The 26,488-nt window shown below is 69.4% G+C and carries 18 protein-coding genes; 12 read left to right on the plus strand and 6 right to left on the minus strand.

All coding sequences use genetic code 11. The annotated features are described in order from the left end of the window. Positions 1 to 185 precede the first annotated feature (185 nt). The 3 genes from ACZ4WQ_RS11550 to ACZ4WQ_RS11560 all read left to right on the plus strand — a co-directional run bounded on the left by ACZ4WQ_RS11550 (position 186) and on the right by ACZ4WQ_RS11560 (position 3,017). On the plus strand, positions 186 to 908 hold the full coding sequence (locus ACZ4WQ_RS11550) for a dienelactone hydrolase family protein (protein WP_311721553.1): 723 nt from the start codon (positions 186 to 188) through the stop codon (positions 906 to 908). Positions 909 to 1,127: 219 nt separating this feature from the next. After that, on the plus strand, positions 1,128 to 2,453 hold the full coding sequence (locus ACZ4WQ_RS11555) for a hypothetical protein (protein WP_398372656.1): 1,326 nt from the start codon (positions 1,128 to 1,130) through the stop codon (positions 2,451 to 2,453). A gap of 6 nt (positions 2,454 to 2,459) precedes the next feature. After that, a complete protein-coding gene (locus ACZ4WQ_RS11560; RefSeq protein WP_398372654.1) occupies positions 2,460 to 3,017 on the plus strand; it encodes a helix-turn-helix domain-containing protein in 558 nt (185 codons plus the stop codon). 263 nt (positions 3,018 to 3,280) lie between these two features. Here ACZ4WQ_RS11560 and ACZ4WQ_RS11565 read toward each other — a convergent pair whose 3' ends face one another. From ACZ4WQ_RS11565 to ACZ4WQ_RS11580, 4 genes are all read right to left on the minus strand, one after another. After that, positions 3,281 to 4,207 (minus strand): endo-beta-N-acetylglucosaminidase H, encoded by a 927-nt coding sequence (locus ACZ4WQ_RS11565; protein WP_311721544.1) that lies wholly within the window; start codon positions 4,205 to 4,207, stop codon positions 3,281 to 3,283. A gap of 146 nt (positions 4,208 to 4,353) precedes the next feature. Beyond that, complete coding sequence (locus tag ACZ4WQ_RS11570) at positions 4,354 to 5,169, minus strand: copper homeostasis protein CutC (RefSeq protein WP_385342689.1); 816 nt, start codon at positions 5,167 to 5,169, stop codon at positions 4,354 to 4,356. Continuing rightward, complete coding sequence (locus ACZ4WQ_RS11575) at positions 5,166 to 6,698, minus strand: M81 family metallopeptidase (protein WP_398372651.1); 1,533 nt, start codon at positions 6,696 to 6,698, stop codon at positions 5,166 to 5,168. Before ACZ4WQ_RS11575 ends, ACZ4WQ_RS11570 begins: the two co-directional genes overlap by 4 nt. 25 nt (positions 6,699 to 6,723) lie before the next feature. Then, positions 6,724 to 7,956, minus strand: coding sequence for an ROK family protein (locus tag ACZ4WQ_RS11580; RefSeq protein WP_311721541.1), 1,233 nt, complete (start codon positions 7,954 to 7,956; stop codon positions 6,724 to 6,726). A 305-nt stretch (positions 7,957 to 8,261) separates the two neighbouring features. On the opposite strand from ACZ4WQ_RS11580, the gene ACZ4WQ_RS11585 reads away from it, so the two are divergent. The 9 genes from ACZ4WQ_RS11585 (at position 8,262) to ACZ4WQ_RS11625 (ending at position 21,636) form a co-directional block, all read left to right on the plus strand. Next, positions 8,262 to 10,079, plus strand: a complete 1,818-nt coding sequence (locus ACZ4WQ_RS11585) for a peptide ABC transporter substrate-binding protein (protein WP_311721540.1) — start codon at positions 8,262 to 8,264, stop codon at positions 10,077 to 10,079. Between the two features lie 50 nt (positions 10,080 to 10,129). Beyond that, positions 10,130 to 11,089: an ABC transporter permease gene (locus ACZ4WQ_RS11590; RefSeq protein ID WP_311721539.1), complete on the plus strand. Its 960-nt coding sequence runs from the start codon at positions 10,130 to 10,132 to the stop codon at positions 11,087 to 11,089. Continuing rightward, positions 11,086 to 11,985: an ABC transporter permease gene (locus ACZ4WQ_RS11595; protein WP_311721538.1), complete on the plus strand. Its 900-nt coding sequence runs from the start codon at positions 11,086 to 11,088 to the stop codon at positions 11,983 to 11,985. Before ACZ4WQ_RS11590 ends, ACZ4WQ_RS11595 begins: the two co-directional genes overlap by 4 nt. After that, the gene (locus ACZ4WQ_RS11600) at positions 11,982 to 13,712 is read left to right on the plus strand and encodes a dipeptide ABC transporter ATP-binding protein (RefSeq protein ID WP_398372647.1); all 1,731 of its coding nucleotides are present in this window, start codon (positions 11,982 to 11,984) and stop codon (positions 13,710 to 13,712) included. Before ACZ4WQ_RS11595 ends, ACZ4WQ_RS11600 begins: the two co-directional genes overlap by 4 nt. 11 nt (positions 13,713 to 13,723) lie before the next feature. Beyond that, complete coding sequence (locus tag ACZ4WQ_RS11605) at positions 13,724 to 14,650, plus strand: ROK family protein (RefSeq protein ID WP_398373009.1); 927 nt, start codon at positions 13,724 to 13,726, stop codon at positions 14,648 to 14,650. Positions 14,651 to 15,050: 400 nt separating this feature from the next. Further along, positions 15,051 to 15,992 (plus strand): ABC transporter ATP-binding protein, encoded by a 942-nt coding sequence (locus tag ACZ4WQ_RS11610; protein WP_398372645.1) that lies wholly within the window; start codon positions 15,051 to 15,053, stop codon positions 15,990 to 15,992. Then, on the plus strand, positions 15,989 to 17,365 hold the full coding sequence (locus tag ACZ4WQ_RS11615; protein ID WP_398372643.1) for an ABC transporter permease: 1,377 nt from the start codon (positions 15,989 to 15,991) through the stop codon (positions 17,363 to 17,365). The genes ACZ4WQ_RS11610 and ACZ4WQ_RS11615 overlap by 4 nt, the downstream gene beginning before the upstream one ends. 6 nt (positions 17,366 to 17,371) lie before the next feature. Beyond that, on the plus strand, positions 17,372 to 20,122 hold the full coding sequence (locus ACZ4WQ_RS11620; RefSeq protein ID WP_398372641.1) for a phosphoesterase: 2,751 nt from the start codon (positions 17,372 to 17,374) through the stop codon (positions 20,120 to 20,122). 146 nt (positions 20,123 to 20,268) lie between these two features. Next, a complete protein-coding gene (locus tag ACZ4WQ_RS11625; protein ID WP_398372639.1) occupies positions 20,269 to 21,636 on the plus strand; it encodes an ankyrin repeat domain-containing protein in 1,368 nt (455 codons plus the stop codon). 17 nt (positions 21,637 to 21,653) lie between these two features. Here the strand turns inward: ACZ4WQ_RS11625 and ACZ4WQ_RS11630 are convergent, their stop codons facing one another. Both ACZ4WQ_RS11630 and ACZ4WQ_RS11635 read right to left on the minus strand, forming a co-directional pair. Further along, positions 21,654 to 21,944 (minus strand): zinc-ribbon domain-containing protein, encoded by a 291-nt coding sequence (locus tag ACZ4WQ_RS11630; RefSeq protein ID WP_311721530.1) that lies wholly within the window; start codon positions 21,942 to 21,944, stop codon positions 21,654 to 21,656. A 200-nt stretch (positions 21,945 to 22,144) separates the two neighbouring features. Beyond that, the gene (locus ACZ4WQ_RS11635) at positions 22,145 to 26,422 is read right to left on the minus strand and encodes a discoidin domain-containing protein (protein WP_398372637.1); all 4,278 of its coding nucleotides are present in this window, start codon (positions 26,420 to 26,422) and stop codon (positions 22,145 to 22,147) included. Positions 26,423 to 26,488 lie beyond the last annotated feature (66 nt).

Raw genomic sequence — 26,488 nt, forward strand, 5'->3', positions numbered from 1 at the left:
CCGGAGCCTCCGCGAAAACCTGTTGGCGGACCACGGCGACCACTGCTACCTTTCCGGAGGCCGTGCGAGAGAATGAGGAGGTGGTACCCGTGAACGTATCGACATGGGTGCTTCCCTCCGGGGTCACGGTCGGGCGATAGGTCGTCCGGGAGCGCCGTTCAAGAGCACTCCCGAAAGGCACGACCATGCAATTCACGTCCGAACAGCGCCTCGACGACGGCATCCTCGAGCGCGAATTCACCCTCGGCGAGATCCCCGGCACCCTGTGGACGCCTGGATCCACCGCGCCGGCCCCGCTGATCCTGATGGCCCACAACAACGGCCTGCCCAAGAGGGAACCCCGGCTGGTGGCCCGGGCCCGGCAGTCCGCGGCGTACGGCTACGCGGTGGCCACCATCGACGCCTCCGGGTGCGGTGACCGGCCCCGTTCCGCCGCCGACGAGCAGGCCCGCGCCGACCTCCGCCGGGCGATGCAGGCCGGCGAGCCGGTCGATGAGATCTTCGAGTCCTTCATCGGCCCGCTGGTCGAAAAGGCGGTCCCGGAATGGCGGACCACCCTGGACGCCCTCCTTTCGCTGCCCGAGATCGGCGGCCCGGTCGGGTACTCGGGCTGGACCGCCGTCGGCATTCGGCTGGCGGTGGTCGAGCCGCGCGTCGCGGCCGCCGGTTTCTTCGCCGGGGGTTACGTGCCCCGCGCCCAACGCGAGGAGGCCCGGCAGGTCACCATTCCGCTGCTGTTCCTGCTCCAGTGGGACGACGAAGGGAACCCCCGGCAGCGGGCCCTGGACCTGTTCGACGCCTTCGGCACCAAGGAGAAGACGCTGCACGCCAATCTGGGCGGGCACACCGGCACCCCATGGTTCGAGGTGGAGGACGGGGACCGGTTCTTCGGCCGGCACCTGAAGTGAGGCCGGGCCGCCAGGCCGGCAGCAGACGGTAGGCGGCGCCCCGATCGTGCCGGTACCGCCGATGGCCGGTACCGCCACGATCGGGGCGGCCCACGTTGGGTTTGTCAGGGGCCACGGCGCACATACGGTGTGATTGAGTAACGGAACCCTTGCCGGACCGGCGCGCAGCTGCGCGGGCGGCGTCGGGCACCGAGAGCGTGAAGTGAAGGGGGACGGAGCATGCCCACCCTGGGATACCTGACGTCCGGAAGGCCGGACCTCGGGCTGCTCTTCGTGGACCCGCGGCAGGGCCGCGCCTGCGCGGAGAACCGGGTGACCAGCGTCTGTGCGGTGCCACTGACACAAGCGCCTGACCAGGCCACGAAGTCGCCCGCCCAAGGTGCGCTGGCCCTGGTGAGGCTGCCCGACGACCTCGATGAGCGGGCGTCGGGGGCCCTTGATCAACTACTGCGGTACCTCAAGCAACGCAGAGCATCGGGCCTGGCACTGCACTCGCCCGGCGGTGTACCGGCCATACCGCCCAGCATCCGTACGCTGGCGCAGCGGCTGGAGTTTCCGCTCCTCGTCACGGCCGCCGACAGCGAGTGGGCGGGGATCAACGAGGATCTACAGCGGCAACGGGCCCTCGTCGCCGAGCGACAGGTCGAGCAGCTTGAGTCGCTGCTCAACGCGTTGCCGTCCCAGCTGGCCAACCCGGAGGCGGCCAGTCGCATCGTGCGCTGGTTGTCCGACGCGCTGGGCGCGGATGTCGCCGCCGGTTCCGGCGAAAGAGGAGCCTTCGCCGTAGCCCCGGCCGGCCCGGCCAATCTGGCCCGCTCCCTTGTAGCGGCCGACTCAGCGGCCGGTACCGACGGCTCCGATGCCGAACACACACAGCTCGTCCGGGTCCTCGGTGCGGAAGATGGTGTACTGCTGGCTGTCGCCTCCCGCCGCGCGTTCGAGTCGACGGCCGGGAAATTGCTCCGGTACGCGGCAAAACTCCTGGGTCTGTGTGAGCAGGCCCGGCTCGAACACCAAGCCGCCCAGTCCGCCGTGCTCGCCTCCCGTTCAGTCCATCAGGCCGCAACCCAGCTGCTGTTCGGTGGAGAGGTGCTCAAGACGCAGGTCATCGCCGGTCTGATCGCACCTGCTCTGATGGACACCGAGCTGGTCCGCGTCCGGATCATCGACACCGGCAGCCAGGCTCGCGACCCGCACCTCCAGTGGTGCCTGAAGCACATGGGGCGCAGATCACTGGTCTCCCCCTGCCCCGGCAAGGACCAGCACATCATCGTGGTGACTCCGGCCCGCGAAGACGCAGGGGTCGAGTCCGATCTCGGCCATCTGATCGGCGCCCGTCGGGGGCTGGCCATGGGAGTGAGCACGCCGTACCCGCTCGACGCCGCGGGTGCGGGCTACGCGGAAGCCGCGCATGCCGTTCTCGTGGCAGCGCATTCCCCTGAACGGGTCGCGGTCGGCGCGGACCCGAAGATCGCCCCGTTGCTCCCCAGGAACAAGGCGTCCGCCTGGGCACAAGCGCTTCTTGCCCCGCTGCTGAAGCCCTAGCACACGTTGCTGCTTCAGACCCTGCCCACCGGCCTCTCGTACAAGCCGGTCGAGGCGTCCAAGGCCTTGGGCATCCACCGCAACACCCTGCGGGGCCGCTTGAGCCGCGCCGGACACCTCCTGGGACTCGACCTCAACAGCGTCAACAACCGCGTCCTGTTGCTCCTCGCATTCAACCTTCTTGCGCTGCCGACCTCGGATGACTTCACGCCCGAGCCGGCTCCCGACTTCGCCGGACTCATCGCCGCGGCCGGCGACACCGTCCAGGAGTGGGCCGAACAGCGGCTGAGCAAACTGCGCTCGGACCCTCAGAACAGGGACCTGCTGACCACCGTGTCCGCATGGCTGGAGAACGACCTCTCGATTCCCGCCACCGCGCAGGCCCTGAACCTGTCGGACCCGACGGTCCGCAGCCACATCAAGGCCGCCTCCAAACAGTTGGGCATGGACCTCGACGCACAGGCACTCAGCGTCCACGACACCGACGTGGTCACCATCGCTGACGTCGGCATCGCGGCATTTCTCCTCACGGGCCGGCCCGTGCTCGGACAGCCTCGCGGCTGAGCCACTCCTCCTCTTGTGCACTTCGAAAAGCCCGATCCCCGTACTGTGCGCTATCGCAGTAGGAGCGGGTGGCGCCGTCTCCTACCTGGGTCCGACATCACCCGCGTCAGCCGACCGCGGCCACCCGGATTGAAGACGCGGCCGGCCGGCGGCCGCCGCGGCGGTGAGACCTACGGCACCCGCAGTGCCTGACCGGGGACAGCCCCGGTCAGGCACCGTCGTCTATCGGGTACTCACACGGCGAGGAGAGACAGCACCTCGCCTTACCGCGTGTAGACGGCGTTGCTGCCGTACAGTTCCCTGGTGAACGCGGAGACATCGGCGCTGCGATCGGCGCCGTCGAGGTTGTACGTCAGATAGACGCCGTACCCCTCGCTGACGGTGCGGCGGGCAAGGTCGGCGGCCGTGCTCTGCGAAGTCCGGCCGATCTCGACAGCCGCCGGCGACAGCTTCGACTTCGGCAGTGCCACGCGGGGAACCTGCCAGCTGCCGTAGTACGGGTTCCAGGCGTAGTCGAACTTGGACGAGACGTCGACGCCGCCGTAGGAGAGGCGCGACGCGGCCGGGCCGATGTTGTAGAGGCTGATGATCTTGCCCGGCATGTTCGCGCGCAGCGCCGTCACCAGGTGCACGAACGAGCTGTCGTTGGGCTGGCCTGTGCCGTTGTTGCCGTATTCGGCGTACTCGTCATCGAAGTCGATGCCGTCGAGGCCGTACTTGGCCACGGCGTCCGACAGTTTTTTCGCGAACGTCGAAGCATCTTGCTGGGACGGGAAGTTGGCGAAGCCCGCGCCCTGATGGTTGCCGAGCACCGAGAGGACGACCTTGATGCCCTTCTGCTGCAACGGCCGTATCTGCGTGGCGGCGTTGTCGAGGACGCGCTGTACGTTCTCGTTGAAGTGCAGATACGCCGACTTCGTACCCGTGTCGTAGTTGATGTTCGCCGCGAAGACCACGGCGACGTCGAAGACGTTGCCGCCGCCGTTGGCGAGGGTGTACTTGCCGACGTTCAGCATGCTGTTGTTGTTCACCTCGACGTACGCCACCGAGGTCGGACCCTGTTTCGCGGCAGCGGGGGCCGCTGCCGCGCCGGTCGCGGCGGTCGCGGCGGTCCCGCCGAAGGCGAGGGCCGCGACCGCCGAGAGCGCGAACGCGGCCGTCCGTACTCTGCTCCGTACCAGAGTGAACATCGTTGACCGATCTCCCCTCGCATGGGTCGGCGCCCGACCAGTTCGAAAGCGCCGATTGAGCCCTCCAAGTCTTCCGCTCCCGTCACCGAATCCCGAGAATCGCGCGCGAACTCTTCACGACTCCCACGCACGCCTCGGGTTCGGGGTCACGCCGTATCGTCGTCGGGACGGTCCGGGCGGCCGGTGGTCCGTGCGGCGTCCAGTGCCTGCCGGGCCTCGGCCACCACCTTCGGGTCGGTGACGAAGTGGGTGTCCTGGAGGGCAGAGGCTCCCGCGGCTCCGAGAGGTATCCACGCACCGCCGCGCCGGGGCTCGGCCCGGGTCTTGGCTGAGAGGTGCACTGCGGCGACCCCCGCGGCCACCAGGGCGGGGATGTCAGCGGTGCGGACGCCGCCGCCTGCCATGACCTGCACACCAGGGGCCGCGGTGACCATCGCGGCAAGCGTGGTCGCCCCGTCGGCCGCGGTCGCCGCGCCGCCGGAGGTGAGAACGCGGGTGATCCCCAGTGAGGGGAGCAGCGCCGCGGTGGCGACCGGGTCGGCGGACTGGTCGATCGCGCGGTGCAGGGTGACGTCCACGGAGCGGTCGTGGTTCGAGGCCGCCTCATGGGCGGCGTCGGTCAGGCGGGTGACGGCGTCGGTGTCCAGGAGGCCTTCGGCAGTCAGCGCACCGACCACCACGCCCGAGGCGCCCGAGGCGACCACCGAGCGAACCTCGGCGACCATCAGGGCGATCTCCTCGGCGTCGTACACGAAGTCACCGGGACGGCACCGCACCAGAGCGTGCACCGGCGGCCCGACGGCCGCGGCCGCCTCCACCGAGGCCGCCGACGGGGTCAGGCCGCCCAGTTCGAGCCCGGTGCACAGCTCGACCCGGTCCGCACCGTGGTCGCGGGCGGCACGGGCACCCGCCGGGGAGGTGACCGCGATCTCGAGGGTGGTTCCCGGCGTGCGGCCGGTCACTCGTCGTCCCCGGTGAGCGGCTGGTCGGAGGCCGGGACGATCCGGGCCGTCAGATCCGGGTCGGCCATGTCGGGGTCGAAGGGGAACATGGGCCGACGGATGCGCTGGTGACCGAGCCGCACCAGGTCCTGGTCGACACCACCCGGTGTGAGGGCCATCTTCCACGCCGCCGCCATGTCGAACAGCTCGGGCTCCAGGTAGCCGATCTTCACGATGACCACGTCGGCGGAGCGGGGGTCGAGGTCCAGGTCGGCGAAGTCGTGTTCGTGGTGGTAGGGCTTGCGCTGCCGGGTCAGGATCGCGTACACGCTGCCGACTCGGACCACGACCTCGGTCTCGGCGTCGCGGTCGCCGTGCCGGATCGCGTGGACCACGCCGGTGAGGGTGACGGGACCGGCGTGCCGGTCGTCCACCTCGGCTCCGGCGGTGACGGTGACGGTGGCGCCCACGCCGGCGGCGACCGCGGTGTCCACGGCGGCGGGGCCGGGCACCGAGGCGTACAGGACGGTCGGGCCGTCGTCCTTCTGGAACTCCGGGCGCTCCAGCAGCCTGGTCAGGCCCCAGGTGACGTCGCCGGCGCCGCCCGCGGTGGGGTTGTCGCCGGTGTCGCTGATGAAGTACGGCCGGTGCTGCGAGCGCAGGGCCTCATCGAGGAGGTCGTCGAAGGTACCGGTCGGGGCGACGAAGTCGAAGTCGTGACGGGCCTCCCAGAAGCCGCGGGCGAGGCGTTCGGCGCCTGACGACACGGCGTTCCGGTCGGGGCCGGTGACGACGACGGCCGCGCGGTTGCGTGGTTCGTCGGCCCAGGCGTAGCCGACCCATATCGCCGCGTCGGTCACCCCGTCCATGGCCTCGACCTCGTCGACCGCCGCGTACACGCTCCTGGCGGGCTCGATGCGGGTGGAGGTCTGCTCTCCGGCCAGCAGCACCGGGACGGGTACCCATGCCTTCACCGGCCGGGGGGCGCCGGAGGCGAGCAGGTCGACCAGGTTGCGCACGGCGCGCTCCTTGGTCTCCATGTGGTCCTCGTGCGGGGCCATCCGGTAGCAGGTGATGAGGTCGCTGCGGTGGGCGAGTTCGCGGGAGACGTTGCCGTGCAGGTCCATCGAGGTGGAGACGATCACGTCGGGGCCGACGGTGGCACGGATGCGTTCCAGCAGGACGGCCTCGGCGTCCTCGACGCCCTCCACGGTCATCGCGCCGTGGATGTCGTACCAGAGACCGTCGAGCCGGGGCAGTGCGGCCAGGCGGTCGATGAGTTCGTCGGTGAGTGCGGACCAGGCGGCGGCGGTGACCATGCCGCCGGGCAGCGACTTGCCCACCAGGGCGCCGTGCCAGTCGGCGGCCTCGCGCAGTTCCTCGCCGGGCGCGAGGAAGGGGTAGCGGCCGAGCACGTCGGCACCCCGCGAGGGGTGGAAGGCGGGGGCCTCGGTGCGGGCCGGGGAGAAGGTGGACGACTCGATGCCCAGCCCGGCGATGGCGATGACCGGGCGGGCGGCGGTGCGGGATGCGGTACGGGTTTCCGGCATGGCTCCTCGTGCGGGTTGTGGTGCGTCAGGGGGTGCGGTGTGCGGCGGGGCCGAGGTGCTCGACACCGAGCCCGGTGCCGCCGACGTTGCGCAGGGCGTGCGCCATGGCGCGTTGCAGGGCGAACTGTCCGGCCCCGACGACTCCGGCGTCGACGCCGAGGCTGGCCCGCTCGATCGTGAGGTGCTCGGTGACCAGCGGGTGGCAGCTGTCGTAGAGCTGGCTGCGGACCGCGGCGACGAAGGGTTCCAGGGTGGAGAGGATGCCGCCGAGGTAGACGGCGTCCGGGTTGAAGAAGTTGACGTTGGCGGCGAGCACCTGCCCGAGGTGTTCTCCGGCTCGGCGGACCGCGCGGGTGGCCTCGGGGTCGGCGTCGGCGGCGAGGCCCACGACGTCCTCGAGGCTGCTGACGTCGGCGCCGCGCTCGCGCAGGATGCGCACCAGGGCGGCGCCGGAGGCCACGGTCTCCAGACAGCCCGTCTTGCCGCAGGAGCAGGGGATGTCGGCGGCGCCGTCGATCCGGATGTGGGTGATGTCGCCGGCGGCGCCGGTAGCGCCCCGGTAGAGGCGACCGTCGACGATGACGCCGGCGCCGATCGCCGAGCCGATCTTCACCATGATCGACTGTCGGTGTTCGGCGGGCCGGACGGTGTGCTCGCCCATCGCCATGCAGTTGGCGTCGTTGTCCACCGCGGTCGGGACGCCGAAGCGTTCCTCCAGCCAGGTGGCGACCGGGAAGCGGTTCCACCCCGGCATCCGCGACGGCAGCATGGCGGCTCCGGATCGGATGTCGACGGGGCCCGGCAGGGACAGGCCGACACCGCACATCCGGTCGCGTCCGTGTTCCTCGGCCAGGGCCTCCAGCGTGTCGGCGAGCCGTGGCAGAGCCTGCTCGGGGCCGTCGGCGATGACGAACGGAACGGTGGAGACCTTCTCGAGCCGGCCGCCGGGCAGCGCCACACCGATCCGGGCATGCCGGCCGCCGAGGTCGGCGGCGACGGCGAACTCGTCGGTGCCGCCCAGCCGCAGGACCTTGCGGGGGCGCCCGCCGGTGGACGACTGGGTGCCTTCCTCGGCGATCAGCCCGCGCTCGACCAGCTGCCCCACGGTGAGGGAGATGGTCGAGGGGGCGGCACCGAGCAGGGCGGCGAGCTCGGCGCGTGACGAGGCCTGGCCCGAGGCCACGAGTTCGAGGACGCGGGCGGCGAGGGAGGAACTCCCCTTCGCCGACTGACGGTTCCGCGCACTTATTTCAGTCATGTACGAAGTAACTTCCGCAACGGTGGGTGTGACGAAGACAGTACGCCCGCGCAATGCGTACGTGAACCGCTTCCCGGACGGCAATGCCGCGATCAACAGCGTGACAAACCGGATCAAAGATGGCGTTTTCGCTACCTGGACAGGGCTTCGGAGAGTTCTGTCGAACTCGCAGAAACTTACTTTTTACTAATTCTTGTTTGTTTAATCAGCACGTGAGACGTTGACTGTCGTCGCAGCGCCGATCCCCGCGGCGCCCGCCCCAGGCCAATGGGGCACACACGGGTCCTTTCACTCCGAGGAGAGCCATGTTCCTTGCTCATACGGCGACCGGCCGCCGCTGGGCCCTCGTCGCGGGTGCCGCCGTCATGTCCGGCGCACTGCTCACCGGCTGTTCCGGGGGCGGCACCTCGTCGTCCGGCGGACACTCGACGGACACCATCAACTACGCGCTCCCGGCCAACTTCACGCCGAACTGGATCCTCCCGGTTGGCACGGCCTCGCACCTCAACACCAACAACTCCTCCATATCCCAGTCCCTCTGGGAGCCGCTGATCGCCTATGACGGCTCCACCGGCGAGGTCGGCTGGAACAAGGACAACTCCCTCGCCACCGCGGCGGACTTCGCCAAGGACGGCAAGAGCGTCACGATCACCCTCGGCAACCGGCACTGGAGTGACGGCAAGCCGATCACCTCGCGCGACGTCGAGTTCTGGTTCAACCTGATCAAGGCCAATAAGGCCGACTGGGCAAACTACAGCCCGGGCAAGGCGCCGGACAACTGGACCTCGCTGAAGATCGTCGACGACACTCACTTCACCATCGCGTTCGACAAGGCGTACAACAAGCAGTGGATGCTCGCCAACGAGTTGAGCATGATCCGCCCGATGCCGCAGCACGTCTGGGACAAGACCGGCGACTCCGATGCCGTCTCCGACCTGGACCGCACCGCCGCCGGCGCCAAGAAGGTCTGGACGTACCTCAACAAGGCCGCCAAGAACATCTCCGGTTACGCCACCGACCCGCTGTGGAAGACCGTCAGCGGTCCCTACACCCTCAAGTCCTTCTCCACCGCGGGCAGGGTCGAACTGACCGCCAACGCCAAGTACGACGGCGGCGGCAAGGCCAACATCAAACACGTCAACCTGCTGCCGTTCACCACGACCGACGCCGAGGCGAACGCGCTGCGGGCGGGCACGGTCGACTACGGCTACATCAACGCCACGGACCTCAGCCAGGAGGCGTCCTTCAAGTCGAAGGGCTACACGGTCAAACCGTGGGCGGGCTGGGCGATCACCTATATGCCCTACAACTTCAACAACCCGGCCATGGGCGCCGTCTTCAAGCAGCTCTACGCCCGCCAGGCGATCCAGATGTCGGTCGACCAGACCAGTCTGTCGAAGGTGATCTTCAACGGCACCGCGGTCCCCACCTACGGCCCGATCCCCCAGGGACAGGCCTCCGACTTCGTCTCTCCGGAGCAGAAGAAGAACCCGTACCCGTTCGACACCGCCAAGGCGAAGCAGCTGCTGACCTCGCACGGCTGGAGCGAGCAGAACGGCACCATGGTGTGCACCGACGCGGGCAGCGGCGACGACCAGTGCGGCTCGGGCGTCGCCAAGGGCACCAAGTTCGAGATGCAGGTGCTGTCCCAGTCCGGTTCGACCGTGACCGACAACATGATGAGCGCGCTGCAGTCCTCCTTCTCGAAGACCGGCATCAAGTTCACCATCAAGACGGCCCCCGTCAACTCCGTGCTCTCGCAGTCCGGCCAGTGCAAGTCCGGTGACCCGGGTTGCAAGTGGCAGCTGTCCTTCTTCGGCACCGCGGGCAGCTGGTACTTCCCGGCGTACCCCAGCGGCGACTCACTCTTCCAGACCGGCGGCGGTTCCAACTTCGGCAGCTACTCCAACCCGGCGGTGGACAAGCTGATCGCACAGACCACCACCTCCGAGTCGCCCGCCGCCGTCCAGGAGTACAGCGCCGCGCTGGCCAAGGACCTGCCGGTGATCTGGCTGCCGGAGCCCGACTACCAGGTCTCCGTGGTCAAGAACGGGCTGGGCGGTTTCGCCCAGGACTCGCTCGCCAACTTCCACCCCGCCATGTGGAAGTGGACGAACAAGTGAGCCCGGCCGGTGACCCAGCGCATTCCTGAGCCGAAGCGACCGGAAAACACATGAGTACTCCTTCGTACCTGATCAGACGGGTTCTCCAGGCCGTCGTGGTGATCGTGATCGTGACGATCGTGGTCTTCGGTCTGCTGCACGCCCTGCCCGGGGGTCCCGCCCGCGGCATCCTCGGCCCGCAGGCCACGGCGCAGCAGATCGCCCACTTCAACCACGAACAGGGCCTCGACCAGCCTCTGCCCGCGCAATACCTCCACTATCTGAACCAGTTGCTGCACGGAGACCTCGGCACCTCGTACACCCTGAACGCGCCGGTCTCCCGGCTCATCGGGGAGCGGCTGCCGAAGACCCTGGTCCTGACCGTCCTGTCGATGGTCATCGGCCTTCTCCTGGCGATCCCGCTGGGAATGTGGCAGGCCGTGCGCCGCAACAGGCCGGTGGACTATGTCATCACCACGCTGAGCTTCATCGCCTACTCCACCCCGGTGTACTTCCTCGGGTTGATCCTGGTTCTGGTGTTCAGCCAGGTGCTGCCGTGGTTCCCGTCTCAGGCGCCGCAGGGGGACTCGCTCGCCCAGGTGTTCTCCGACCCGCAGGCCCTGGTACTGCCGGTGGCCGCCGGCGCCGCCTCCATGGTCGCGGTGTTCAGCCGCTACATGCGCGCCGCCACCTTGGAGAATCTCTCCGAGGACTACGTCAGGACGGCGCGGGCCGGGGGTTCCCGCTCCCGCGCCATCCTGCGGCGGCACGTCTTCCGTAACTCCCTGACCCCCGTGGTCGCCATGCTCGGCTACTACCTGCCGGTGCTCTTCGGCGGTGCGCTGGTGGTGGAGCAGCTCTTCAACTACCCCGGTATGGGGCTGCTGTTCTGGTCCGCCGCACAGGCCTCCGACTACCCGGTCCTGCTGGGCTGCGTGCTGGTCATCTCCGTCGCCACCGTGGTCGGCACGCTGCTCGCCGACATCGTCCAGCGGATCATCGATCCCCGAGTGAAGGCAGGCCGGACATGAGCGCCGTCATCCAGCCGGCCAAGACGCCCGGCACCGCGGACACCCCCCGTGAGACCTCCGGCACCCGGCTCGCGGTGCGGCGCTTCCTGCGCAACCGGCTCGCCGTCACCGGGCTCGGCGTCGTGGTGTTCTTCATCCTGTTCTGCTTCGTGGGCCCGCTGGTGTATCACACGGACCAGACCCACACCGCCCTCCAGCAGGTCAACCTCTCGCCGAGCGGCGCACACTGGCTCGGCACCGACGCCGTCGGCCACGACGAGCTGGGCCGGCTGATGTACGGCGGCAAGGTGTCGCTGGTCGTCGGTCTCGCCGCAGGCGTCCTGGCCACCGTCATCGGCACCCTGTGGGGCGCGGCCGCGGGCTATGCCGGCGGCTGGATCGACGCGGTGATGATGCGGGTCGTGGACGCGGGCATCGCCATCCCCGCCCTCTTCATCCTGCTGGTGGTCTCCGCCATCACCACCCCCGGCCTGGCCGGCCTGATCCTCATCCTCGGACTGGTGTCATGGCTGGTGCCGTCCCGGCTCATCCGGGCCGAGACCCTGAGCCTGAAGAATCGCGACTACATACTGACCCTGCGGGCCATCGGGGGAACGCACGCCCGCGCGATCCTGCGGCACATCCTGCCCAACTCCGTGTCGACCATCGTCGTCGCCACGACCTTCCAGATCGCCGACTCCATCCTCCTCGTGGCCTACGTCTCCTACCTGGGCCTGGGCCTTCAGCCGCCGGCCACCGACTGGGGCGGCATGCTCTCCGCGGGACTCACCGCCGCCTACTCCGGCTACTGGTGGCTCATCCTGCCGCCCGGCCTGGCCATCATCCTGGTGGTGTGGGCGTTCAACGCGATAGGCGACGGGCTCCGTGACGCATTCGACGTGAGGGGACGCGGATGACCGCCACCCAGGCCTCCGGCGCCCCGGCGGCCGAGCCGATCCTCGAACTCGACGACCTCGATGTCGTCTTCACCACCGAGTCCGCGGAGGTTCCCGCCGTACGGGGGGTGTCCCTGCACGTCCGTCCCGGTGAGACCCTCGCTCTGGTCGGCGAGTCGGGCTCCGGGAAGTCCACCGTCGCGCTGGCCGCGATGGGGCTGCTGGCCGGAAACGCCCGCGCCACGGGCCGGGCCGTGATCGACGGCACCGACATCGTCGGCGCCGACGAGGCAGGGCTCGCCGCGCTGCGCGGCCGGACCGTCTCCATGGTGTTCCAGGAGCCGGCCACCGCGCTCGACCCGCTCACCCGGATCGGCAAGCAGATCGCCGAGGTGATCCGCAACCACAACGACATCTCCGCCAAGGACGCCGCCGCTCGCGCCGTCGGCCTGCTGCGCAGGGTCGGCATCCCCGAGCCGGAGAAACGCGCGGCCGCCTACCCCTTCCAGCTCTCCGGGGGCCAGCGCCAGCGGGTGGTCATCGCCATGGCCATCGCGAACGACCCGGCCCTCGTGATCGCCGATGAGCCGACCACCGCGCTGGACGTCACCGTGCAGGCCGAGATCCTCGACCTGCTGCGCAGGCTCGCCGCCGAGACCGGCACCGGCGTCCTGCTCGTCACCCACAACATGGGTGTGGTCGCCGACTTCGCCGACCGGGTCGCCGTGATGTACCAGGGCCGGATCGTGGAGACCGGCCCGGTCGAGGACGTACTGCTGCGCCCGTCCCACGACTACACCCGGCGGCTGCTGGCCGCCGTGCCCCGGCTGTCGGTCGCGGAGTCCGACGAGCGCCCGCCTGCCGGCGAGGCCCGCCCGGACGACGGGTCCGGCAGCGGCGACGGCACCGCGCCGGTCGTCGAACTCCGCGACATCTCGGTGGTGTTCGGTCGCGGAAAGCGCGCGGTGCGCGCCCTGGACGGTATCTCGCTCGTCGTCCGCCCCGGCGAGACCCTGGGCCTGGTGGGCGAGTCGGGCTCCGGCAAGTCCACCGCGGCGCGGGTCGCACTCGGCTTGATCCCGCCGACGTCCGGCACCGTGTCGCTGTTCGGTGCCGATCTGGCCCGTACCCGTTCCCGTGCCCGCCGCAGGCTGCGGTCCGGCATCGGCGTGGTCCTCCAGGACCCGGTCGCCTCGCTCGACGCCAGGATGACGGTCGGCGAGTGCGTCGCCGAGCCGCTGCGGGTACATCGCCGTGAACTGTCCGCCCGGGACCAGCGCAGCAGGGTTGAAGCGGTGCTCGACCGGGTCCGGCTGCCCCGCGACATCGTCCGGCGCGCCCCCGGCGAGCTGTCCGGCGGTCAGCGCCAGCGGGTCAGTCTGGCCCGCGCGCTGGTGCTCGAGCCCCGGCTGCTGGTCGCCGACGAGCCCACCAGCGCGCTCGACGTGAGCGTGCAGGAGTCCGTGCTGAAGGTCATCACGGAACTACAGGACGAGCTGGGCTTCGCCTGCCTGTTCGTCTCCCACGACCTCGCCGTCGTCCAGCACTTCGCCCGCCGGGTCGCCGTCATGCGGGCCGGGCGGATCGAGGAGCAGGGCCCCACCGGTGGGACGCTGCTGCGCCCGGAAACCGACTACACCCGGCGGCTGCTGGCCGCCGTGCCGGTCCCCGACCCGGTGGTCCAACGCGGACGCAGAGCCGAACGCCTGGCCACCTTGGCGGCCGGACGCACGGAGGCCGAGGCGTGAACGACCGCCCCTTGTTCGCCGGCGTGGACATCGGCGGGACCACGACCCAGGTAGTGCTGTGCGACGACGACCTCACGGTGCTCGACCGGGCCGGAACGACCACTCCGGCGGCCTCCGGCGGGCAGGCCATGATCGACGCCGCGCTCGGTGTACTGGCCCCGCTGTTGCGGCGTACGCCCGGCCGGCTCATCGGCGCCGGCGTCGGCGCGGCCGGGGTGGTGGACACCGCCGTGGGCCGCATCCTGGTGGCCAGCGACTCCTTCAGCGGCTGGTCGGGCTTCCCCGTCACCGCCTCCGTGGAGGACGCCCTGGGCGTTCCCGCGTTCCTCGACAACGACGTCAACGCGTTCCTGCGCGGGGAGGTGTCGGGCGGCGTGGTACGGGGCGAACCCGATGTTCTCGGCATCGCGCTGGGCACGGGCGTGGGCGGCGCGCTCTGGGCGGACGGCCGGCTCTTCGCCGGCCCGCACGGTGCGGCCGGCGAGATCGGGCACATCCCCGGATTCGGCGACCTGCCCTGTACCTGCGGGGGGCGTGGCCACCTGGAGACCTTGGCCTCCGGCCGTTCCATCGGGGCCCGATTCACCGAGCGCACCGGCCGCCGGCTCACCGCGCGAGAGGTCGCTGACGCGGCCGCGTCCGGCGACGAGGACGCCCTGGAGGTGTACCGCGCGGCCGGCGCCGGGCTCGCGCGGGCGGTCGTCATGACAGCGGGCCTGGTGGACATCACCACGGTGGTGATCGGTGGCGGCGTCAGCGGTGCCTGGCACCTTCTCGAGCCCGTCATACGGGCCGGGCTCGCCGAGGAGCCCCCGGTGAGTGGTCACCCGGTACGCCTGGTCCGGGCCCGTCTCGGCACCGATGCCGTACCCGTGGGCGCCGCCGCCCGCGCCCGCCTGGAGACGACGCCAGGTGTGGGAGTCCCGACGACACCCTGAGGGCCGCGGACGACGTCCCGGCCCCGAGCCGTTCCGACGGCCCCGATCGGCGGAAACCGTCCGGATTCGGGGCCGTCGCTTCGCCGGTGGCCCGGGCCGACGACCGCATGTCGTCGCCGGTCCATGCCGAACCTCGCAGGGACTCCGAGGCCGCAGCTCAATTCCGCTCCGTGCCCGGTTGGAATTCACCGCGACATTCACCATTGCAACTCATTCATGAAAGCATCTAGCTTTGCCCAAGTAATAGCAAAGATGCTGGTCAAAACGTGGGCGGTTTCCGTTCGGCGGCGATGCCGAGAATGCCAAGTCGCTTCGTGTTCCACATACATTCAACTCGCCATCCCCATGAGCGGCATGATCAATCCAATAGGGTCCTTGAGGCATTTCAAGGAAGGGACCCATGGAAGAACTCCGCGCGATCCGGGCTCGCGGTATCACGAAGAGCTTCGGTAATGTCGTCGCCCTGGACGGCATCGATCTCGATGTAACGCAGGGACAGATCCACGGCCTGGTCGGACCGAACGGCGCCGGAAAGACGACGTTGCTCGGCCTTCTGCTGGGGCTCGCGGTGGCCGACGGCGGTCGCCTGGAGGTCCTGGGTACACCGGTCGAGCGGGCACTCGACGCTCCCGACGGTGTCGCCGGCTTCGTGGACGGCCCCGCTCTCTACCCCTCGCTCACCCCACGGCAGAACCTCGCCGCGCTGGCCGCGCTCCGCGGCCACGACGCGCGCACGGCGGGGATCGATGACGTACTCGCCGAGGTCGGTCTCACCGACGTCGCCGACGACCGTACCCGCGGCTTCTCCCTCGGCATGCGCCAGCGGCTCGGGCTCGCCGCCGCCCTGCTGACCAAGCCCCGGCTGCTCGTGCTCGACGAACCGTCCAACGGCCTCGACCCGGCGGGCAAGAAGCACGTGCACGGTGTCCTCAGCCGGCTCGCGGCCGACGGAACCGCCGTCGTGCTCTCCAGCCACAACATGGACGACCTCGAGGCGCTGTGCTCCGAGGTGACCATCCTCGCCGCCGGACGCGTCGTCTTCTCCGGCCCGCTGAGCGAGCTGGCCACCGAGAACCGTGAACTCGACTACCGGCTGCTCACCTCCGACCCGCAGGCCGCGCGCCGGCTGGCGGACGACACGCCGGGGATCCAGGTCGTCGACGACGCCGGGATACGGCAGGACGCCGAACTGCTCGTCGTACGCGCCCTGGTGCCCGCCCTCGACCAACTCGTGGTGCGGCTCGTGGAGAAGGGCGTCGTGCCGCGCGAGCTCACTCCCGTGGTGTCGCCGCTCGAAGCCGCGTTTCTGACCCTCACCGAGCAGCAGGAGGCGGACAGATGACCGCGACCCTCGCCCAGAGCCGGGAACAGGAGGAGGAGCAGGTGACCGAGGGCCGTCGCGTCCCCGTCACCCGAGCCTGTCGCTTCGAGCTCGTCAAGCTCGTCTCCCAGTGGCGAATCCGCCTGCTGGTCCTCGTCTGCTGGATCGCTCCCGCCCTCTTCGTCGCCGGGGTGAGCCAGCAGAGCACGCTTCCCGTCGACACCCTCTTCGGGCGCTGGATGCTCGCCTCCGGGTGGGCCGGGCCGCTGGTGATGCTCGGTTTCGCGGGGACCTGGGCGCTCCCGCTGCTGACCTCGGTCGTGGCCGGCGACGTGTTCGCCTCCGAGGACCGGCTCGGCACCTGGCGCCATCTGCTCGTGGCGGTCCGCTCGCCCCGGCGGATCTTCGTGGCGAAGGCGGTGGCCAGTCTGACCGTCCTGCTGCTGCTCGTGGCCGGGCTCGCGGTCTCCAGCACCGTCGGCGGCCTCCTCGTGGTCGGCAACCAGCCGCTGGTCGGTCTCGACGGCCATCTCCTGGCACCGTCGGACGCCGCCGTCTCGGTCCTGCTCGCCTGGGTCTGCGTCCTCGCTCCGACCCTGGCGCTCGCCGCACTCGGCCTCCTCGGGTCGGTCACGCTGGGACGGTCCCCGATGGGGCTGCTGGTGCCCGTGCTCGTCTCGCTCGCGATGGCGGTCGCCCAGATGCTGCCGCTTCCGGTGGCCGTGCGCGTCGCCCTGCCGAGCTACGCCTTCATCTCCTGGAACGGCCTGTTCACCAGCCCCCAGCAACTCGGCCCGCTGCTGATCGGCATCGTTGTCAGCCTTGTCTGGGCCGTGGTCGCGACGGCGCTGGCGTATGTGCTCTTCGTACGGCGCGACTTCACCAACCTGACCCACGACGGTTCGGGCCGCCGCGCGATCACCGTCGGAGTCCTGCCGCTCGTCGGGGTGGCCGCCGCGTCGTTCGCGGTCGTCGCCGCGTCGACCTCGGCGACGGGCTCCGGGATCGAGCAGGACAAGGTGCAGCACTCGCTCGCCACGGCGTTCGCGCACCTGTACCGCATGCAGACCGACCAACTCAACCGGCCCGCCGTCACCGAGGCCCAGTTGAAGGCGACGGCATCGTGCAACAAGGGATCCACCAGGGTCGCGGCACAAGGCCCGGGCAACGACTGGCGCTGCGTCGTGACCTGGCATCTTCCCGGCGTCGAGGGCACAGGACAGGCCATCTACCAACTCGACGTCACTCCGGACGGGCGGTTCATGGCCGATGGCGATGGACCGAAGGAAGTGAACGGCTACTTCCTGGTGCGGACCCCTGACGGGGACGCACCGAACCCGCTGTGGCAGTTCGACGGCAACGTCGAACTGCTCGACACCACCCCGAAGGGATAACACGCAATGCAGGTGACTCGCCGCCGCAAACTCGTCGAGGAAGCTCGGATCAACCTCATCGGCAGACGCATCGGCCGCCGGATGCCGCTGTTGACGGCGGGCACCACCGCTGTCGCCCTCGTGGCCGCCGGCACGGCGCTCGCGCAGACCCACCAGTTCGGCACGGACCAGGTCGGCCAGGTCACCGAGAATGGCCAGGTCGTCTCCAGCAACCAGTACATCGCCCCGTACGGCGACCGGCTTGTCATCAACCAGGGCAAGATCATGTCGTCCTCGGTCAGCCCGGACGGCACGCACATGGCCGCCTCGGTCACCGACGGTGGCGCAGCCCTGGCCATCGTGGACCTGAAGAACTGGAAGACGCAGCAGCTCGTCAGCAATGCCGCGTCGTCGAACCCCCGCATCAGCAGCAACAACGTGGGCCAGGAAGGCCCGACGTACTCGCCCGACGGCAAGCAGCTGTGGCTGGGCCAGCCGGACGGCTACACCGTGTTCACCGTGAACGCGGACGGCAGCGTCGCCGACCCGAGGACCGTCAGCATCCCGGCGCAGGGGTCCAAGCGCGCCCTGGTGGGCGCGGCGGCGTTCTCGGCCGACGGCAAGACCGCGTACTCCGCGGTCAACGGCCAGAACCGGGTCGTCGCCATCGACGCCGCGACCGGGACCATCAAGCAGAGCTGGAACGTGGGCAACGCCCCGCGCGGCATGGTCGTCGTCGGCGACAAGCTCTACGTGAGCAACGAGGGCGGTCGCCCCGCCAAGCCCGGCGAGCCCACGATCAACTCGTACGGCACGCAGGTACTCGCCGACCAGAAGACCGCTGCCACCACCAGCGGCACGGTCAGCGTCATCGACCTGGCGAACCAGGACGCCGCGGTCTCCAGCATCGACGTCGGTCTGCACCCGACCGCCGTGTACGCCAAGAACGGCGTGGTGTTCGTCACCAACACCGCCGACAACAACGTCTCGGTCATCGACACGGCGAAGGACAAGGTCGTCCAGACCATCTCCACCCAGCCGTGGGCCAAGGCTCAGGTGGGCTACGAGCCCGACGCGGTGACCCTCACCGACGACGGTCACCTGCTGGTGACCCTCGGCCGCGCCAACGCCGTCGCCGTCTACAAGTACACCTCCGCGCAGGAGCCGGTCAGCTATGTCGGTCTGCTCCCCACGGACTACTTCCCCTCGGAGATCACCACCTCCGGCAACGAGGTGTACGTCTCCAACACCCGTGGCATCGACGCCCGCCGCAAGGCCACCGGCGGCCGCGGCACCCACGACACGACGTCGAGCGTGCAGAAGTTCACGCTGCCCGACGACAGCGTGATCAAGTCCTACACCGGCAAGGTCTTCAAGCAGAACGGCTGGAACGGCGCGTCGCTCAAGAAGTCCGACGGCTCCCCGGCCAAGCCGGTGCCGGTCCCGGTCAAGCTCGGCGACCCCTCGACGATCAAGCACGTCTTCCTGCTCGTCAAGGAGAACCGGACCTACGACCAGGTCTTTGGTGACATACCGCAGGGCAACGGCGACCCGTCGCTGACCGAGTTCGGTGAGAACGTCACGCCGAACCAGCACGCCCTGGCCCAGCAGTTCGGCCTGTACGACAACACGTACGACATCGGCACCAACTCCGCCGAGGGTCACAACTGGCTGATGCAGGCCGACGACCCGGAGTACACCGAGTCATCGGCCGGTGAGTACACCCGCAGCTACGACACCGAGGACGACGCCCTCGGCCACCAGAAGACCGGCTTCATCTGGACCGGTGCGCAGGCGGCCCGCAAGTCGGTCCGGAACTTCGGTGAGTTCCAGCAGTTCCTGACCAAGCCGGCGGGCGCCAGCTGGCAGAACCTGTACTGCGACACCAAGAACATGGCGGCGACCGGTCAGGACACCGCCTACCCGCTGAACTCGACCTCGCCGATCCCGTCCCTCAACGACGTGTCGGTGCACGGCTTCCCGAAGTTCGACACCAGCGTCCCGGACGTCTACCGGGCACAGATCTGGAAGAAGGACTTCGAGAAGAACGGACCGGCGAACCTGAACATGTTCTGGCTCTCCAGCGACCACACCGGTGGTCCGGTGAGCCCTGCCTCGCAGGTCGCGGACAACGACCTCGCCGTGGGCCAGATCGTCGACAAGATCTCGCACAGCAAGTACTGGAAGGACTCGGCGATCTTCGTCGTCGAGGACGACTCCCAGGCGGGTCTCGACCACGTCGACGGCCACCGTGCCCCGGTCCAGATCATCAGCCCCTGGGCCAAGCACTCCACCGTGGACAGCCACTACTACTCGCAGATCAACATGGCGCGGACCATCGAGCAGATCCTCGGGATCCAGCCGATGAACCAGAAGGACACCGCGGCCACCCCGATGGCCTCGGCGTTCACCCAGCGACCGGACTTCACGCCGTTCAAGGCACTGCCCAACCGGACCTCGCTGACCGACGGTGTGAAGACCCCGCCCTCCTGTGGTCTGGACACCCCCGCGGCGCAGAACCTGAAGGCGGCGGCCGTGCCGTCGGCCTCGGTGCCGGCGGACATGAAGAACGTCGCCGCCCAGTGGGACCAGTGGAAGTCGAAGCAGCGGCTGACCGGTCCCAACGCCGTTCCGGACTACGCTCCCCCCGCCCAGATGAACCATCTCACGTGGTACGAGACCCACAACTGGGCGAAGCCGTACCCGGGTGAGAAGAAGATCTACGCTCCGCAGGACGTGCCGGGCGCCGCCATCCCTTCGGCGGAGAACGACGGCTGACGCGACCTCACGTGTCGGGTGGCCCCTGATCGGCGTTCTCTCCGGTCAGGGGCCCACCTGCGAAACACGAGGCGCCGTCCCGGCGGGCACGGTGCAGGGTGGAGCCGCGCCGTCTTGCCGTGGCGCACTGCTGCTAGCTTGACCCGATGCGAAGCGAAGGTGTGCACACCGAGGTGCTGCGTCAGATCGAGCGGCTCGGCGGGACCCTACCCGGGACGGTCGACGCGGGGGTGCACTGGACCGACGCGCCCAGGCCGCTGCCGCCGGAGATCGAGATGCTGATGGCAATCACGTGGCCGCCGCGTACTTTGCTGGTCACCGCCGAGTACGGCGACCGGGTGAGCTTTCCGCAGGGGATCAGCGGGGGCGATCCGTTCGGGGTGGACCGGCCGTGCTTCGTGATCGGGTTCAACGAGTCGACGCAGTGCTACTGGGTCGTCGACCTCGACGATCCGCGGCCCGGCGATCCCGGCGTCCACCGGATTGACCACGACGGGTCCGACGTGGAGGACGCCTTCGGTCATCCGCGGCGGTTGTCGCGGATGCTGGCCGAGCTGACCGTCTACGCGCCGCCGGACTCCGCCCGGCTGGCCAACGCCTGTGCCTACGGCGAGCTGGAGACCTTGGCCACCGCGATCGCCGCGGGTGTCCCGCTGGGGCCGGCCGAGGATGACCGCTCGGCGATGACCCCGTTGCACTTCGCGGTGATGTCGGGCTCGGCCGAGACGGTGAGCACCCTGCTGGCCGCGGGCGCCGACACCGGCGCGCGGACCCGCCACGACAGCCTCCTGACGGAGCTCGGCCTGCACCCCGCCGACTTCGGGATGGAGCGGATCGAGCGCAAGGTGACACCGCTCTGGATGGCCGTCAGAGGTCCGTTCCGTACCGACCGGCCCGGCCCCTCGGTGGAGGTGGTGCGGGCGCTGCTCGACGCCGGCGCCGACCCACGGGCGACCGACCGCCGCGGCAGGACGCCGCTGCATGTCGTGGCCGAGAGCCGGCTTCCCTACGAACGCGAGCGGCCGGTCGCCGAGCGGCTGGAGATCCTGCGCTGCCTCATCGACGCAGGCGCGGACGTCGAGGCCGAGGACCGGCTCGGTCTGACGCCGCTGCTGGTGGCGGTCGACGCGCCGGAGTTCGTCGCGGCGCTGCTCGACGCCGGCGCGGACCCGGCGCGGCGCACCGCGCACAAGGACCTGTTCGGGATCAAAGGCGTGTCCGCCCTGCACGCCGCCGCGAGCGACAGCCACCAGGAGGTACTCCGGCTGATGCTCGAACGCACCGGCGATCCCGACCCGCGCACGACGGCGGGCGCGACGCCCCTGCACTACGCGGTGTGGCGGGAAGCCGGGACCGGCGTCGTCGAAACGCTCATCGCCGCCGGGGCCGACGTCAACGCCCGGATCGCCGATCCGTCCGGGCTCAGGGTCGACAGCGACACGCCGCTCGGCATCGCCCGGGAGAGGGGCCGCGACAAGATCGTCGAGGTGCTCACACGGGCTGGGGCAGCCTGACCCGGCAGGCTCGGGCCTCAGGGCTGGGACGGCTGCTGTCGCGGTTGCCCGTACGTCTGACCGTCGTGGCCGCTCGCGCTCTGCGCCCGCAGCTGCTCCGCCTGTTCTTTGGTCACTTTCTGCTCCGCGCCGCAGAAGGTGCACTGCGTTGCGTACTTCGTGGAGAACGGAAACAGCGGCACGAAGAACAGCGTGAACTTCGTGACGCGCTTCCTGAGCGTGTGCGCGGAGGGGTTGCCACAGTGGCCGCAGACCAGCGTCAGTATGGCGAGTTGGTACAGGTATCCCTTGGTGCCAAAAATGATCACGCTGCTGGTCCTCCCGGGTCAGTGGCTGCCTGCACAGTGCCTGCGAGCGGCACGGTGCCGTCACGGAGCACAGTCTCACGCATGTCGATGTCCTCGGCGACCAGCACCGCCGACGGTGCCACTGTGCTCCGCCGGTGCACGACGGCGCGGGGTCTCTCTCCTCGAAGAGAGGCCCCGTGCCGTTCGGCGCTGTTCGCGGTCTACTCGACATTGATCCTGAACGTGCTGGTCGTGTTGCGGATGTCCTGGGCGTTGCCGCTCATCCGCAGGTTGCGGAAGGTGGCTTCACCGACGGCGGGGCCCTGACCGGGTTCCGGGAGTTCGTTGGCCCAGATGCCGAACCCGGACTTGGCGTCGAACGCGTCTCCGCTCTTCTTGGAGTTGGTGATGGTGATGTCGGTGAAGATCGTGTCCTTCACCGGGAACTGCGGCTGGCCGCCGACATAGTTGGTCTGGAACATCACGCCTCCGTAGGTGGAGTCGTCGATGTCGACGTCGTTGACGCGGATGCCCTGGAAGACCTTGGAGGCGGAGAACGCCCAGATGGCCGGGAAGACCTGCGCGCCCCAGAAGTGGCCGCCCGTCCTTTCCAGGGAGACGTTCTCGATCGTCGTGGGCTCGGTCCCGAAACCGTTCATCGGGTAGCCGAAGTCGAGCGAGGAGATCGTGATGCCGGAGTAGACCAGGGTGTCGGCGACCCGGATGTTGCGGAAGGTGTTGTTGTAGCCACCGTAGACGGCGATTCCGGCGGCCCGCCAGGTGAGTGTGGACGTCAGGTTCTCGTAGAGGTTGTTCTTCTCGTCGGCTCCGCCCGCGTCGATCGCCGAGAAGAGGGCGAAGCTGTCGTCGCCCGTGGCCCGGGCGTCATTGTTGACGACGTGGTTGTCCGTGGAGCCGTTCGTCATGTTGATGCCGTCGGCGAACATGTCCCGGATGCGGGAGTTCTGGATGGTCATGTTGTCGGTGTTCGCGCCCCAGTAGAGGCACACCATGTGCTCGACCCAGATGTTGTCGATGGTGATGTCGGAGACGCCTGCGAAGTCGAACACCTTGCCCGGGCCGTCGATGCGGGACGTGTAGTTGCCGAAGTAGGCGAATCCGGCGAACGTCGAGCCCTTGGCGGTGGCGTCGGCCCGGAAGCCGATGTCGGTGTTCTCCTGCGAGGAGGGCGCGTGGAAGCGGGTGAACCACGGTCCGGCTCCGACGACCTTGACCGCCTTGCCGTAGACCTGGAACTTGCTGGAGGTCTCGTAGTCCCCGGCGGGCAGGTAGACGCCGACGAGCTTGCCCGTCGTGTCCATGCGGACCTTGTCGAGCGCGTTCTGCACGTCCTGCTGCGAGAAGCCGGCCGGGACCGCGTAGGCGGCCGGGTCCGGGTTCGCAGCCGCGGTGGCCTGCTCGGTGTTGATGAAGTCGATGGCGTAGGCGGAGGTGTTGGCCGCGTCTTTCTGGAGCCGGATCTTGGAACCGGCCGGGACGGTCTTGCCGAGCAGCAGGTTCGCCTCGTCGTAGATGTGGCGGGGCGCACCGGAGCCGGGCGAGTTGCCGGGTGCGGTCTCGTTGCCGTACAGCCAGGCGTACTTCGAGGTCAGATCGATCGCCTTGAGGAACTGGCCGTCCACGTAGACGTTCAGCGTCGTGTTGGTGCCGTCGGGGATGGAGAAGCGGGTCACCAGGGTGTTGGTGGCCGCGCGGGTGGTCCACTCGACGTACTGGCCGGTCGCGCTGAGGGTGACCGCCTTGCGGCCGCTGGCCTCGCCGGCGAAGTCGCCGATGGTCCGGTTCGGGCCGACGACCTTGGCTCCGCCGCCGACCGTGCCGTCCTCGGCCTCGTACATGTCGTACGGCATGTCCGCGCCGCGGCCGACGAACAGGGGCTGCGTGGTGGTGTTGTTGGCCCGTTTGACCGGCACTTCGTTGGCGTCGTCGGCGATCACGGTCTTGACGGTGTACTTGCCGTTGGCGGCCGTCCACGAACCGAGGCTGACGGGTGCGGTCGTCTGACCGGCCGCGATGGCGCCGTTGTAGGAGCCGGTCAGGGTCTTGACGGTGGCGCCCTTGGAGTCCTGGATCGTCAGCGTCACGTCGTGGGCGCCCGGGGCCGAGGCCGTCGTGCCCTGGTTCTTGATCGCGACGGTGAACTTGACGTCGTCACCGGCCGACGGGCTGGACGGGGTCCACGAGACCGGTGCGGCGACCAGGTCGGAGCTGGAGACCGGCTTGACGACAAGGGCGTCGGAGCGGGTGAAGGCGTTGTTCGCCTCGTTCTGCTCGATGACCTTGTTCGACGGGTCCACCTCGGCGCCGACCGCGTAACTGCCGGCGTCCCGGGTGCCGATGCTCGCGGTGACCGTCTTCGACTCGCCGGCCGCGAGGGCCGGGACGTCCGCCGTGGCGGCCTTCGTGCCGCCGAGCGTGAAGTTCAGGTCGGTGGCCTTCGAGGCCTTGGTGCCGCTGTTGGTGACGGTCGCCGAGAGGCTGACGGCGTCGGTCTCCACCGGGGCGGCGGGCGTGTTCGTGATGCCGGTGACCTTGAGGTCCGGGTTGGCGGCCGGGGTGCCGATCACCTGGAACTCGGCGACCTGCGCGCCCGGAGCGCCGGAGTTGGCGGTGAACTTCAGCTGGATGTCCGCGGCCGTGCCGGTGACCGGGATCGTCACGGTGTTTCCGCCGGCCGGGTTGAAGGTGTAGTCCTTCGCCGCCACGAGGCTCGTGAAGGCCGTCGCGTCCTGGTCGCGGCCGAGCACCTGGATGTTCTGGGTGCGCGTGGACCAGGCCGCGTCGGGGTTGAGCTTGACGACGACCTGGCCGAGGTCGGCGTTGGCACCCAGCTTGGTGGTGAGGGTGGCCGGGTAGGCGCCGCCCGCGCTCTCCCAGTAGGTGCTGGTCTGGCCGTCGTTGGCGTTGGCGGCGACGTAGGTGAAGGTGTACGAGGAGGCCTCGATGGGCTTGCCCTGGGCGAGGTCGGAGCCGGAACCGGAACCGGGCCGGGTGACGCTGTTGCTCGCCGCCGACACGTTCCCCGCGGCGTCCTTCGCCTTCACGTAGTAGGTGACCGTCGCCGCGGCCGAGGGGGTGTCGGTGTACGTCGTGACGTCGCCCGCCACGGACTTGACGACCTCACCGCCCGCGTAGACGTCGTAGCCGGTGACCTTGACGTTGTCGGTCGACGCCTGCCAGGTGAGCTTCACGTCGCTGCCGGACTGTGTGTAGGCGAGGTTGCCGGGCGCCGTGGGGGCCTGGGTGTCGCCGCCCGTTCCCTTGCGGGTGACGCTGTTGCTGTTGGCGGAGACGTTGCCCGCGGCGTCCTTGGCCCGGATGTAGTACGTGATGTCGCTGTCGGCCGGCTGGGTGTCCGTGTACGTCAGGACGTTCCCGGCGACACTCGCCCGCAGCTGGCCGCCCGCGTAGATGTCGTAGCCGGTCACACCGGTGTCGTCGGTGGCCGCGTTCCAGGTCAGCTTGATCTGGCCGGTGGTCGGCTCGGTGTAGCTCAGGTTCGTCGGCGCGGTGGGTGCCTGGGTGTCGCCGGTGGCCGGTCCGTAGACCTCGAGCTCGGACAACTGCCCTGCGGGCCAGCCGGTGTTGGCGGTGATCAGCACGCGCAGGTAGCGCGTCGTGGTGGTGTCGAAGCCGATGGTCGCCGACTGGTCGTTGCCGCTGTCGTCCTCGAAGGTATATGCCTTCGAGGACGACAGGTCGGTGAAGTTCTGGTTGTCCGTCGAGCCCTGGATCTTGAGCGTCTGACTGCGGCTCGGCCATCCGCTGGGCAGCCGCAGGGTCACCTGGTTCACCTTGACCGACGATCCGAGGTCGACCTGGAGCCACTGGGGGAAGGCGTTGTTCTTGCTCTCCCAGTAGGTGGCCCGGTTGCCGTCACCGGCGTTGGCCGCCCCGTAGACGTCGGCGTGCGCGCTCTCGGTGAAGGTCTTGCCCAGGGCGAGGTTGGGGGTCGAGGCGGCGCCCGTGAAGACCTGCATCTCGCCGAGCTGGGCGGTGGAGGCGACCGAGTTCTTGCTGAAGTCGGCGCGCACGTACCGGGCGAGGGTCGCGGGGAAGGAGATCTTGACCGTGTTGCCGTTGCCGGGGCTGAAGACGTACTGGGCCGACGGCTTCAGCGTGGCGAAGCTCTTGCCGTCGGCACTGCCCTGGAGCGCCAGCGTCTGCTTGCGGGTCTTCCAGTCGGCGGGCAGACGCAGCACGACCTGGCGGACGCGCTCGGTCCGGCCGAGGTCGGTCTGCACCCACTGGGCGGACTTCTTTCCGGCCTGCCAGTAGGTGTCGGCGTCGCCGTCGGCGACATTGGCGGCCGAGTGGGTGCCGAGGGCGCTGCCGGACTTGGCCGGGGCGTCCGCGGCGGCGTTGGGACCGCCGGCCGCCTGCGCGCCGACGGCGGGCAGGCCCAGAACCATGACAGCGGAGGCGAGCGCAGCAGTTGCTGCGCGCCGTCTCCAGGATCTCGGCTTGTGTCGAGTCATGCGGGATCACTCCCTGCGGAGGTTCGCGCGCGCCGGAGGGGCGGCGAGGACGGCTCTTTCCTGGTC

This window comes from Streptomyces sp. NPDC028305, assembly GCF_055569495.1.

Coding starts and splice junctions, on each gene's coding strand:
- ACZ4WQ_RS11550 (WP_311721553.1), top strand. CDS start 186: ATGCAATTCACGTCCGAACAGCGCCTCGACGACGGCATCCTCGAGCGC.
- ACZ4WQ_RS11555 (WP_398372656.1), top strand. CDS start 1,128: ATGCCCACCCTGGGATACCTGACGTCCGGAAGGCCGGACCTCGGGCTG.
- ACZ4WQ_RS11565 (WP_311721544.1), bottom strand. CDS start 4,207: ATGTTCACTCTGGTACGGAGCAGAGTACGGACGGCCGCGTTCGCGCTC.
- ACZ4WQ_RS11575 (WP_398372651.1), bottom strand. CDS start 6,698: ATGCCGGAAACCCGTACCGCATCCCGCACCGCCGCCCGCCCGGTCATC.
- ACZ4WQ_RS11580 (WP_311721541.1), bottom strand. CDS start 7,956: ATGACTGAAATAAGTGCGCGGAACCGTCAGTCGGCGAAGGGGAGTTCC.
- ACZ4WQ_RS11585 (WP_311721540.1), top strand. CDS start 8,262: ATGTTCCTTGCTCATACGGCGACCGGCCGCCGCTGGGCCCTCGTCGCG.
- ACZ4WQ_RS11590 (WP_311721539.1), top strand. CDS start 10,130: ATGAGTACTCCTTCGTACCTGATCAGACGGGTTCTCCAGGCCGTCGTG.
- ACZ4WQ_RS11595 (WP_311721538.1), top strand. CDS start 11,086: ATGAGCGCCGTCATCCAGCCGGCCAAGACGCCCGGCACCGCGGACACC.
- ACZ4WQ_RS11600 (WP_398372647.1), top strand. CDS start 11,982: ATGACCGCCACCCAGGCCTCCGGCGCCCCGGCGGCCGAGCCGATCCTC.
- ACZ4WQ_RS11610 (WP_398372645.1), top strand. CDS start 15,051: ATGGAAGAACTCCGCGCGATCCGGGCTCGCGGTATCACGAAGAGCTTC.
- ACZ4WQ_RS11615 (WP_398372643.1), top strand. CDS start 15,989: ATGACCGCGACCCTCGCCCAGAGCCGGGAACAGGAGGAGGAGCAGGTG.
- ACZ4WQ_RS11620 (WP_398372641.1), top strand. CDS start 17,372: ATGCAGGTGACTCGCCGCCGCAAACTCGTCGAGGAAGCTCGGATCAAC.
- ACZ4WQ_RS11625 (WP_398372639.1), top strand. CDS start 20,269: ATGCGAAGCGAAGGTGTGCACACCGAGGTGCTGCGTCAGATCGAGCGG.
- ACZ4WQ_RS11635 (WP_398372637.1), bottom strand. CDS start 26,422: ATGACTCGACACAAGCCGAGATCCTGGAGACGGCGCGCAGCAACTGCT.